The 11,441-nt window shown below is 43.2% G+C and carries 12 protein-coding genes and 2 riboswitches; of the genes, 11 read left to right on the top strand and 1 reads right to left on the bottom strand.

Annotated features, from left to right (window positions below; all coding sequences use genetic code 11):
* Window positions 1-40 precede the first annotated feature (40 nt).
* From ku to BMZ06_RS17160, 6 genes are all read left to right on the top strand, one after another.
* Window positions 41-877 (top strand): non-homologous end joining protein Ku, encoded by an 837-nt coding sequence (gene ku, locus BMZ06_RS17185; protein ID WP_089753920.1) that lies wholly within the window; start codon window positions 41-43, stop codon window positions 875-877.
* A 101-nt stretch (window positions 878-978) separates the two neighbouring features.
* Window positions 979-1,158: a hypothetical protein gene (locus BMZ06_RS17180; protein ID WP_175477920.1), complete on the top strand. Its 180-nt coding sequence runs from the start codon at window positions 979-981 to the stop codon at window positions 1,156-1,158.
* A complete protein-coding gene (locus BMZ06_RS17175) occupies window positions 1,151-1,747 on the top strand; it encodes a Fic/DOC family protein (RefSeq protein ID WP_089753916.1) in 597 nt (198 codons plus the stop codon). The genes BMZ06_RS17180 and BMZ06_RS17175 overlap by 8 nt, the downstream gene beginning before the upstream one ends.
* Window positions 1,748-1,961: 214 nt before the next feature.
* Window positions 1,962-3,467, top strand: a complete 1,506-nt coding sequence (gene asnB, locus BMZ06_RS17170) for an asparagine synthase B (RefSeq protein ID WP_089753914.1) — start codon at window positions 1,962-1,964, stop codon at window positions 3,465-3,467.
* Between the two features lie 540 nt (window positions 3,468-4,007).
* The gene (locus BMZ06_RS17165) at window positions 4,008-4,982 is read left to right on the top strand and encodes a pyridoxal-phosphate dependent enzyme (RefSeq protein ID WP_089753911.1); all 975 of its coding nucleotides are present in this window, start codon (window positions 4,008-4,010) and stop codon (window positions 4,980-4,982) included.
* A gap of 16 nt (window positions 4,983-4,998) precedes the next feature.
* Complete coding sequence (locus BMZ06_RS17160; RefSeq protein WP_089753909.1) at window positions 4,999-6,669, top strand: PucR family transcriptional regulator; 1,671 nt, start codon at window positions 4,999-5,001, stop codon at window positions 6,667-6,669.
* 36 nt (window positions 6,670-6,705) lie between these two features.
* On the opposite strand, the gene BMZ06_RS17155 is transcribed toward BMZ06_RS17160, so the two are convergent.
* On the bottom strand, window positions 6,706-7,233 hold the full coding sequence (locus BMZ06_RS17155) for a DUF3221 domain-containing protein (protein WP_139205850.1): 528 nt from the start codon (window positions 7,231-7,233) through the stop codon (window positions 6,706-6,708).
* 96 nt (window positions 7,234-7,329) lie between these two features.
* Window positions 7,330-7,439: riboswitch (TPP riboswitch) on the top strand.
* Between the two features lie 79 nt (window positions 7,440-7,518).
* Here BMZ06_RS17155 and thiW point away from each other — a divergent pair.
* From thiW to thiE, 5 genes are all read left to right on the top strand, one after another.
* Window positions 7,519-8,007, top strand: a complete 489-nt coding sequence (gene thiW / locus BMZ06_RS17150; protein ID WP_089753904.1) for an energy coupling factor transporter S component ThiW — start codon at window positions 7,519-7,521, stop codon at window positions 8,005-8,007.
* A 5-nt stretch (window positions 8,008-8,012) separates the two neighbouring features.
* Window positions 8,013-8,120, top strand: a riboswitch (TPP riboswitch).
* Between the two features lie 47 nt (window positions 8,121-8,167).
* Window positions 8,168-8,857 carry a thiaminase II gene (tenA, locus tag BMZ06_RS17145; protein ID WP_089753902.1) on the top strand — a complete coding sequence of 230 codons (690 nt, stop codon included), beginning with the start codon at window positions 8,168-8,170 and terminating at the stop codon, window positions 8,855-8,857.
* Entirely contained in the window at window positions 8,854-9,666 is an 813-nt protein-coding gene (thiD, locus tag BMZ06_RS17140; RefSeq protein ID WP_089753900.1) for a bifunctional hydroxymethylpyrimidine kinase/phosphomethylpyrimidine kinase, read from the top strand. The genes tenA and thiD overlap by 4 nt, the downstream gene beginning before the upstream one ends.
* The gene (gene thiM, locus BMZ06_RS17135) at window positions 9,657-10,433 is read left to right on the top strand and encodes a hydroxyethylthiazole kinase (RefSeq protein ID WP_089753898.1); all 777 of its coding nucleotides are present in this window, start codon (window positions 9,657-9,659) and stop codon (window positions 10,431-10,433) included. Before thiD ends, thiM begins: the two co-directional genes overlap by 10 nt.
* Window positions 10,430-11,047, top strand: a complete 618-nt coding sequence (gene thiE / locus BMZ06_RS17130) for a thiamine phosphate synthase (protein WP_089753896.1) — start codon at window positions 10,430-10,432, stop codon at window positions 11,045-11,047. The genes thiM and thiE overlap by 4 nt, the downstream gene beginning before the upstream one ends.
* Window positions 11,048-11,441 lie beyond the last annotated feature (394 nt).

Below are 11,441 nucleotides of genomic sequence, written 5' to 3'. Positions count from 1 at the left end.
TCCTACATTCGAGAAAGCTATGGAAAAAGGAGTGGGCTCTATGCATACAATGTGGAAAGGCACGATTAGCTTCGGACTGGTTAATATTCCAATTAAACTTCATGCAGCAACCGAGAACAAGGACATTAAGCTCAGACAGCTTCATGAAGAATGTAAATCACCGATTGAATATAAAAAAAGGTGCCCTGTTTGTGAAAGGGAAGTAGAAAGTCAGGAAATTGTAAAAGCTTATGAATACGCTAAGAACAAATTCGTGGTCTTAGATGCGGAAGATCTGGAGACGTTAAAAAAGGAACAGGAAGATAAAGCAGTAGAGATTTTGGACTTTGTAAAACTTGAAGAAATTGATCCCATTTATTTTGAAAGAAGCTACTATATGTCACCGAACGAAGGTGGAAGCAAAGCCTATGGATTGTTAAGAAAAGCCCTAACAGACACAGGCAAAATCGGTGTCGCAAAGATCATTATACGTTCTAAAGAGCAGCTTGCGATCGTTCGCGTTTACAAAAATACGCTGATTATGGAGACTATCCACTTTCCAGACGAAGTCCGACAATCTAAAGATGTCCCTAACGTTCCAGAAGAAACGGAACTAAGCAAAAAAGAGGTAAGTACAGCAGTGACGTTAATCGATCAACTTACAGCAGAGTTTGACCCGGAAAAGTATAAGGATGAATACCGCACAGCTCTGCTTGATTTAATTGAAGCAAAAAGAAACAATGAAGAGATTACCACAGCTGCGGATAAACCGAAACCTGATAATGTAACTGATTTGATGGAAGCTTTAGAGAAATCTTTGGAGAAAACAAAAGGTGGGACTAAGAAAAAGACAACAAAGCGAAAGTCCAGTGCAGGTTCAAAGAAGAAAACCTCATAAAAGGCGTCATAATAGGATTTTGTCGCTCGTTTCAACTGTATTTAATCTCCGAATTGTAGTATAATATATAGTAGAATGATTATGGGGCGGAGGGTTTGTTAATGAATATGCGTACAGAGGAAGAGGCAGAAATTTTGATGCGTCCAGCTAAAGCATCATTGGCTGTCGAAGGGCTGCGTCTAAGCCAAAAGCAAGAGAGGCTTGTGAAGAAATGTTTAACCGGTGCCATAACTCATAAGGAATTTATTAAGAGGGCTTTGGAACTTTCACGTCATGCCTAACTCCCGATACGGTAGTGGGTCTTCCCGATATTACTACCGGGATTCTACGGTTCTGATTAACCATTATGATATTATGGATGACAATCAATTACAGAGAATGGAGACTATTCTTTCCACCCAGCGTTTGGCTGAACTGCAGGCATTTCCTGCCCAGGGTCATTTTGATTTGCGTCATTTGCAAAAGATTCATAAGTATCTATTTGGAGATTTGTATCCATTTGCCGGGGAAATAAGGACCGAAAATATAACCAAAGATGGGTTTTCATTTGCTCAAGCACGCTTTATTAAAGAAGCGGCCGGCCCGCTGTTTGAAGCATTAGCAAAGGAAGACTGGGAACATATGGAGCGGGAAAGGTTAGCTGGTTATCTTGCCTATTACATGGCTGAGTTAAATGTACTCCATCCTTTTCGGGAAGGGAATGGCCGCGCACTCCGTGAGTTTATTCGCTGTCTTGCCTTAGAAGCGAATTTCGATCTTGATTGGTCTGTGCTCCCAATAGAACGTATTTTGCAAGCAAGCATTGAGTCTGTCCATGACACCCAAATGCTTAGACGAGTCATTGAAGAATCGTTAAGTAAAAAGAATTAAGTGATCTGCCTCCGGCTTTTATGAAGCTGGGGGCTTTATTTTATTTCAAAAAGTAAAGATTTCCTGTGTCTTTTGCTGCAGTACTTCTGATCATAGGAAGCCGGCTTTTTTTCAGGAATTTGGAGGTATTTAAGGTTTGAATAAAATTGGAAATGGGCGTAGCCTGTTGTAAGACTACTGACAGGAACGATATTTATTGAGGAGGATCTGTCTAATGTGTGGGATATTTGTATCAATGGGAGAAATCGAGAATAGCCAAATGGAGGAAGTACTGCAGTTACTTCATCACCGTGGTCCGGATGAAGGGAAATCAGTTGTAACCGACCGCGTCCATTTAGGGCACCGGCGCCTCTCGATTATAGGACTGGAGGATGGTATTCAACCCATTCACAACGCCGAAAAAGATCAATGGATCGTCTGTAATGGAGAAATTTACAATTTTGAATCTATAAAATCAGAGTTGGAAAGTAAGACCAGCTTTCTGACTCGGTCAGATAGTGAAGCGGCTTTAAAACTGATCGAATCACAAGGTGCAAAAGCCATTGATCAGCTTGATGGAATGTTTGCTTTTTTTATTGCGGATGAACGTAATGATAGCTTTATTGTAGCCCGTGATCCATTAGGGATAAAACCTTTATATTACGGATTAGACCAGGGCGGCCAGTATGTATTTTCTTCTGAGCTGAAGGCTATTGAACGTTTCGTTCATCAACCTGAAGAGTTTCCGCATGGCCATTACTTCACTCCTGAAGAAGGTTTTGTATGTTATAGACATGTGCAAGCTCCAAAAAGTATGTTTAATGAAGAGTCACTGGACCGGGTCAACCAATCGATTCGTGAAACGATGGAGAAAGCTGTGGAGAAGCGTTTACTTGCCGATGTAGAGGTTGGTGTTCTGCTGAGCGGTGGTCTGGACAGCAGTTTAATAGCCGCGATAGCTAAACGATACCATAAGGGGCAACTCCCGCTTAAATCTTTTTGTGTTGGAGTGGAAGGCAGTGCGGATGTAATCAATGCACGAAAAGTGGCCGAAGCAATTGGAACAGATCATTATGAATATATTTATACGCAGGAGGAACTGGTAGCGGCTGTAGAGGATGTAATCTACCATTTAGAGTCTTATGAACCTTCCTTAGTCAGAAGTGCGATTCCGAATTATTTCGTATCAAAATTAGCATCAGAACATGTGAAAGTAATCCTTTCAGGTGAAGGTGCTGATGAACTGTTCGCCGGTTACGCCTACATGGAGAGGTTTCAGGATACAAGATCGCTTAATAAAGAAATCATCCGGATCCTAAATACGCTTCATCATGTTAACCTGCAGCGTGCGGACAGAATGAGCATGGCGCATTCGCTTGAACTTCGAGTTCCGTTTCTTGATATGGAAGTGGTAGAGAATGCCCTGAAAATTCCGGCTGGTCTTAAGATTCATAAGAAAGACCGAATGGAAAAATGGCTGCTCCGAAAATCATTTGATGGCGTGCTCCCTGATGAAGTTCTCTGGAGAAAGAAAGCAGAATTCTCTGAAGGAAGCGGAGCGCTGGATCTACTGGATGCGCATGCGGAAGAAAGCATCACAGATGATGAATTGATTCGTCTTCAAGAGACTGCTCCTGTAGAAATCCGCTCGAAGCAGGAAGCTTTTTACTATCGAATATTCAAAAAGCATTTCCCTGGAGAAAACATGCTTCAGACCGTAGGGAAATGGGCTACTGCTTAGAGGGTGTATATTTAAACCATAAAGTAAGTCCTTAATAAATTTGTAAAGTAGCTTAGAAATTATTCTAATCTTCTCAGCCTGGAAAGAAACCAACTGGTTTTTCTCCAGGTTATTTTTTTGACCGGGAGTAGTTTTATTAGAAGCTTACTCAACAATAGGCCTGATGGTTGAAGACTCAGCTTCGAGATATTGATTCACCGAGAAGGTCCTGCGGGGGATGACTCGCTTTCCGCAGCCCTGAACGACGCAACGTCGATCGACCCTACTTCGTGTAGGGCCACAGGAAAGCGAGTTATTTCCCCACCAACCCTATTCCCGATTAACATAACGAGCCCATTTAACATGAAACTGAGCCTTACGGTACCGGGAGCTTATCTGTAGCAAGGACCTCGGAGATTTAATCAAAAAAAGAGGAAAATTGTTTTTTCCTGACAGACTCTTTTATAAGAAGCGTACTATCAACTATAATAAGAAGTACAACAAAAATATCAGAAAAGTCAGAACGGTTGTCTCATATAGTAAAAAAAGGGGGACGGGCTGGTGGAGCATCCATTATTGCCGTTTAGAGAAGTCTGGAAAGCAAAGAAACGCATTAAAGAGGTAGTTGATGGTCCAACGCCTTTAATTTATTCTGAGCACCTCTCCCATCATGCGGGCGCACATGTTTATTTAAAGCTGGAGCATCTTCATCCCACCGGATCATTTAAGCTGAGGGGGGCTGCGAACAAAATCCTCTCTCTGACACCGGAGGAAAAAGAAAAAGGGGTCGCTACTTTTTCTACGGGAAACCATGGAATCGCTGTCTCCTATGTGGCGGGAAAATCTAACATTCCATGTGTTGTATGTATATCTAATCGTGTACCCGCGGCAAAAGTCGATCGTTTGAAGCGTCTGGGAGCTGAGGTAGAGGTGGTCGGGGAAAGTCAGGATGATGCTGAAGCCCGCTGCTATGAGCTTCAGAGAGAAGCCGGTATGACTGTTATCAAGCCTTTTGATGATCAGGAAGTGATCGCAGGTCAAGGGACCATTGGACTTGAAATTATGGAGCAGTGTCCGGAGGTTGATCAGGCGATTATCCCTTTATCGGGGGGAGGATTATTATCGGGTATTGGTGTTTCTTTAAAGAGTATTGATCCTGCCATTCAAATCACCGGGGTCTCAATGGAAAAGTCAGCGGTTATGTATGAGAGTCTGCTAAAAGGCAAGCCGGTTATCCTCAAAGAAGAAGACACGCTTGCAGATAGTCTGCTTGGCGGTCTTGGTCCTAATAATGAGTACACGTTTCCTTTAACACAAACTTTTTTAGACGAAGCAAAGTTGGTTTCTGAAGCATCGATTGGTAACGGAATTTTATTCATGCTGAACCATCACAAAATGGCGGTGGAAGGCGCTGCTGCAGCAGGGATTGGCTGGCTGCTTAACGAAAAGAGTGCTAAGGGTAACCATATCGTACTGGTGGTCAGCGGAAACAACATTGACCAATACACCATCGATCACTTAATTAAGAATCAATAGGGCAGGAGTGAAGCGAATGGGAGTTTCAGTGGAAAATGTGCTGCGGTTACCTATTTTTGAACAAGCCAAAGTGTTAACTAAGATCACAGATAAGCCCGTACAATGGATATCCGTAATCGAGACCCCCGTTGAAAATTTTGTGAGAAATAATGAATTTGTGCTGAGTACCGGGGTGGGATGTGGGGAAGATATAACGGCACTTGAGGAATACGTGAAGGATGTTATTCGTGCAGATGCTTCAGCTCTTGCTTTTGCTACAGGACGATATCTTTACAAAATACCGGACCGCATTCTGAAAATAGCAGAGGAACACAATTTTATGATTATGGAAATTCCATGGGAGGTCAGATTCGGGGATATTCTGCATGATGTTCTTCGTTTAATAAGTGAAGAAAAGCAGACCGGACAGCAGCGAGCCGAAGCCATCCGCCAGGAATTGATTAATTGTGTATTGAACGGCAAAGGATTGCAGGAAATCACTACGATTCTTTACGATAATACTCATATTCCTGCGGCTATCAGTGATCATAATAAACAAATCAGAGCTAATCAGCAATTCGACCGTTACTTTCTGGACGTACTGAATGGAAAAGAAAGCGAAGCGTTTCAACTCGTTTCTCCAGAGCCTTTTAGTGATCATCCATTAGTCCATTACATTGAAAAATATGAAATAGGTCCGCATTTTTGCTATCAGCTGACGATCCTTTCGAATTATAAAAAGCAAGGATATCTGCTATTTAAGCCAGAGGAGGACCATGAATTGTCATGGGTGGATTTATCAATTTTAGAGCATACGTTAACGGCTTGCGCTCTATATTTTGTGAAAGAAAACGCAATCGAAATGACCGAAATCCGCTTGAAGGATAACTTTCTGCTTGAACTTGCCAAAACCGAAATCGATATCGATAAGTCGCTGTTGGCAAAAGCTCATCTCCTTGGCTACGATTTAGATAAACCTTATGTCTGTCTAGTAGGGGATATTCGATTTAAAAAGCAGATTGATGGTCCTGTAGGCTCAGAGGAGCACTCGGTCCAATCTTCCTCGATGCACAGCCGGAACTACTATATTCAAAAGGAAGTGACACATGCGGGCGATGTGCTGAAGCGTCAGACGATGACCACGTTTGATGAAGGGGAAGTCATTGTTTATATAGAAGCAGATGCCAAGACATACCCGGAGACAGCCAATCAATTTCTTGATCTTGTAGAGCGGCGCCTTCATGAGTTACTTGCTGGTATTACGATTTCCTGGGGAGTCTCCTGCCATAAAGATGGCCTGTACAACTTCCACCAGAGCTATGAAGAAGCCGCTACCGCATTAAATATCGGGCGCCAGAAACATGAAGATGGTGACCGCACTTTTTTCAGTGATACACGAATGAATCGCTTGTTAATGGCCCTATCACACGAAAAGGAAATTGAGTTTATTGTCCAGAATACCTTGGAAAAACTAATCGAATATGATCAACGAAGACAGACGGATTTAATTCATACGTTCATTGTTTATAACAAATACAATAGTAATGTAAGCCAGACGGCACGTGCCTTAAACCTTCATCGCCAGTCATTGCTGCATCGCTTAAGGAATATTGAACAACTAACAGGGCTTTCTTTATTGGATGCAGATGATCTTTTCCTCCTGGAACTCAGTGTACGTTTATGGATGTTGAAGAAAATTGAAAAATGAGCGCTCCTTTTACAGAGGAGCTGCTCATTTTATTTGTTATCGATCAGCAATCATTGTTTCTAAATCCTCATTACTAGAATCAATCCTTGTTAGTTGAACCTCCCATTTATCTTCTTCCTCAAGGTATAAAATCAGCTTTACGGCTAATAGTTTATCGCCAGGGATCTCCATTAGCGCTTTAGACAGAGCCTCGGAAGCTTCCAGATCTGCGCCCTCTACTTGGCTCATTTCGAGCACTGTCACCTGCTCAGCTTCAGCCTGAGAGGGGAAGGATTCGCGGACTCCATTTTTCACCCACACTTCTACTTGTTTACCTACCCAGCGGCCCTTAGGAGCCTCGGAGACCCACATAGCCTTCGGGTTACTTTCTGAATCAGGTTCCAAAGGAGCCACCACTAGAATTTGGTCCTTTTTCTGATCCATAACATATCCGGTAATTTCAGGAGGAGCCGGATTTTCTTGTTCGGGTGATTCTTGGGACGGGTTATCCGAATTTGAAGTTGGTGCAGATCCACACCCTGTCAGAATCATAGTTATGATAAACAAGCATGCTAAAGCTTTCATAAACTTGCCTGCCTTTCTATTAATTTTTTGAATAATTTTCCATGACATCTATCATTAACTTTGTTATAGTATAAAACAACCAAGTGAATCTATGATTATAACTACTAGGGGAGCCTGAATAGGCTGAGAGGAAAGCAATGAAGCATTCCGACTCTTAAGAACCTGATCTGGTTAACACCAGCGGAGGGAAGTAGTCTACTATTTTTATTAGACATTACCCTTTTAAGTCAGGTCCTTCCCAGGATCTGACTTTTTTATTTTTCCCCTACGGAAGGGAGGACAGAAATGAACAAAACAAGATTACTAACGACTATGGCTGCATTTGTTGCGATTGGAACACTTGGTGCCCAGCTGCTCTGGTTTCCAGCAGGAGTAGCAAAGGCTTACCCAGTCCAGCATGCGGTAAACGTGATGGCAGCTGTAACGCTTGGTCCTTTACCGGCTGTAACCATAGCTTTTATGATCGGTCTATTACGTCTCCTCCTCGGATTAGGTACACTGCTCGCATTTCCTGGAGGAATGATCGGTGCATTTCTTGCGGGTGTTCTATATAAATGGTTTCAGAATAAAATGGCAGCAGTTGCCGGTGAAGTGCTTGGTACAGGAGTTATTGGTGCCTTATTTGCTGTTCCTTATGCCAATATACTAATGGGCAGCTCGTCTGGAGCTTTGGTATTTCTTCCATCCTTCTTAGTAAGCAGTATATCAGGTGCCATGATAGGATGGATCATCGTTTCAAGAGTTAAATTGGAAAAATATATCTTACAACCATAATACACGGAAACTACTAGGGGCGCGAGTGTTCGCTGAGATAAGGAAATAAATTCCTTGGTCCCTTAACACCTGATCTGGATCATGCCAGCGGAGGGAAGTAGTAAGCAGCCACCCCCCCTTCCCTGCCTAGTAGCTTCCGAATAAACCAGGAGGCATTTTCATGTCATTTACAGAACAGTTAAGACAAGAAAACCACGATATCTTCGAAAGAATTTTTCATCATTCATTTGTTGAAGGAATTGGAAAGGGTCGTCTTCCTTCAGAGTCTATAGCTCACTATATAAAAGCAGATTACGAGTATTTGAACGCGTTTATGCACATTTATGGAATTGCAATTTCCAAGTCAACGGAACGTGAAGATATTCAATATTTTAACGAACAGGTCAATTTTGTCCTTCATAGTGAAGTACATCCCCATCATAATTTGTGCGAGTATATTGGTATTCGGTACGAGGACCTTCAAGGTTACCCGCTCCCTCCAACGGCTGACCATTATGTGAAGCATATGATGTACCATGCTCAAATGGGAGGACTTGGTGAAATTATTGCCGCACTGCTTCCTTGTCCTTGGACCTACTTAGAGATAGGGAGGTATTTGATGGAGGAGTATGAGCCTGACAAAGATCACCCTTTTTATCCCTGGATAAAATTCTATGCCGAAAGCGAGATGCAAATTCTGACGGATCATTTACGAAGCCGCCTGGATCATTTAGCTGAACAGGCTTCGGAAAAAGAACTCAATCGTATTAGAGATGCTTTTCGAAAAAGCTGCCAATTGGAGTTGGCTTTTTGGGAAATGGCTTATACATGTGAAGAATGGCCTGAAGGAAAGGCGGTGGAGGCTAAATGAAACACGTTCCATGCGCATTGACTATTGCAGGTACAGATCCAAGCGGAGGTGCAGGTATCCAGGCGGATTTAAAGACATTCCAAGAATTAAAGTGCTACGGGATGGCTGTGATCACATCTGCTGTTGCTCAAAATACAACGGGAGTAAAGGATGTTCACCACTTGCCTCTTGGATTCCTAGAAAAACAACTTCAGTCGATTTCTGAGGATATGCCGGTTCATGCCCTGAAAACAGGAATGGTCGCTCAAAAAGATATGATGAACGTAATAGCTGACTGGATCCCGAAGATCGATGCTTATTATGTAATGGATCCCGTTATGATTGCACAAAGTGGTGATTCTTTAAGTGAGGAAGAGTCCCGGGAAGTATTACGAAATCAGCTGCTACCTTTAACGTCTTTAGTAACCCCTAACATCCCGGAAGCGGAAGAGATAACCGGAAAAAGAATTAAAACGGAGAAAGACATGAAAGAAGCGGCTGAAGCTATCGTTAAGAACTTCGGGGCAGGTGCAGCCTTAGTCAAAGGCGGGCATAAGAAAGGAACAGCCGTCGATTATTTATTTGATGGAAATGAGATCTATACCTTCGAATCAGAACGTATTCAGACAAAAAACACTCATGGGACCGGATGTACGTACTCAGCAGCGATTACTGCTTACCTGGCGCGGGGATACTCGTTACCGGAAGCTGTAAAACAAGCTAAACATTTTGTTACAGAAGCCATTCGGCATTCCTTCGATCTTGGACATGGCAGCGGTCCGACCAATCATTTCGCTGCTCGTGAGGAGGTTTCTAACAAATGGATGTAAATATCATTAAGGAAGTACGGCAAAAGCAGCCACTTATTCATCATATTACAAACGAGGTGGTCATGAACTTCAGCGCGAACGGTTTACTTGCTTTTGGTGGTTCACCCATCATGGCCCATGCCAAAGAAGAGGTTAAGGACGTATCGCGTTTTTCTGACGGTGTACTTCTTAACATAGGGACATTAACAGAAAACCAGGTAAGTGCCATGATTATAGCTGGCCAGGCAGCTAATGAGGCAGGGGTGCCTGTGGTAGTGGATCCTGTTGGAGCACCTGCCAATAAATTCCGCTCGGAAAGTATTCAAACCATTTTAGAAAGTGTTAAACCTGCCGTAATTAAAGGGAATGCCGGAGAGCTTGCCCATTTAATAGGAGAAGAAATAGAGACAAAAGGGGTAGAATCGACCGGTCCAGGGAACGAGAAATCAATTGCTGAAAGAGTAGCACAAACTTATAAGACGACCGCTGTTGTCACAGGAAAAATTGATGTAGTTTCTGATGGGGCCAAAACCCGGTCTAATTCAACAGGACACCCTCTTTTAGCGAAGGTGACAGGGACTGGATGCCTTCTTGGATCGATTCTTTCTGCATGCATGTCTGTAACTGGTTCAAATGTAACCAAGATCCATACAGCTCTGGAATTTTTCGGAGCGGCGGCTGAACATGCAGCCTCCCAACATGAAGTACAGGGACCAGGAACGTTTGCTCCTCGTTTTCTCGATGCATTGGCTATGGACCCTGAACAACTGAGGAGAAATGATCAATGACATTATCTGAGCAGTTAAGAAAGTATTTGGTGATGGGCAGCCAGGACACAGACAGAGACCCTGCAGAGGTCCTGGATGAGGCCATCCAGGCAGGGATAACCGCTTTTCAATATAGAGAAAAGGGAAGAGGATCACTTGAAGGAGAAGCTAAGCTTGAGCTTGGCAGAAAACTTAGAGGTCTTTGCCGGGACAAAGGGATCCTCTTCATAGTCAATGATGACTTGGATATGGTTGAACCGCTGGAGGCAGACGGGGTTCATGTAGGACAGGAAGATATTAGTGTGGAAGTTATAAGGTCTCAGTTTCCAGACAAAATCCTCGGTCTATCAGTTTCAACAGAGCAGGAAATAGCCAAAAGTTCGCTAGAAAAGGTCGACTACCTTGGAGCTGGTCCTGTCTTTCAAACGAGTACGAAGGAAGACGCCAAGCCTGTGGTTGGAATCGTCTGGATTAAGCAGCTGAGAGAGGCGTATCGGGATTTACCGATTGTCGGTATCGGAGGGATTAATACGGAAAATGCCTCATCGGTTATAGAAGCAGGAGCTGCTGGGGTAGCAGTTGTTTCAGCCATCACACACGCCGAATCAATAGCTGAAGCGGTAAAACGTCTATAACGAAACTTTGAGTGCGATGTCTTTTACTAAACTCTGATCAACATCAATAATGACTCACACTTATTCAACAATAGGGCCAAAGTGTGGAAGACTCAGTTTCGAGATAAATTGGGTCCGTTACTCTATGTGGAAGAGGGCTGGTGGGGAAATAACTCGCTTTCCTATGGGGGAACGGTGAGCTTCCTCGCTCGTTTCACTCTCTGCGGGATCTCACCTAATTCCTTCTCCCATGGGAGTCTCGCCATTTCCCCACCAGCCCAACTTTATTAGGAAGAACGGACCCTTCGGAAAGAGAGTGTCCTCTCCTCCTTAACCTGCCTGAAATGCTTATATAACAGACTATCTCGCATCGTTCAGCTTGAATAAAGAAAATACACCCGTGATTATTTTTCTT

The organism is Halobacillus alkaliphilus (assembly GCF_900113125.1).
GTDB classification, from domain to species: domain Bacteria; phylum Bacillota; class Bacilli; order Bacillales; family Halobacillaceae; genus Halobacillus; species Halobacillus alkaliphilus.
This window is presented reverse-complemented; position numbering and strand designations above follow the sequence as displayed.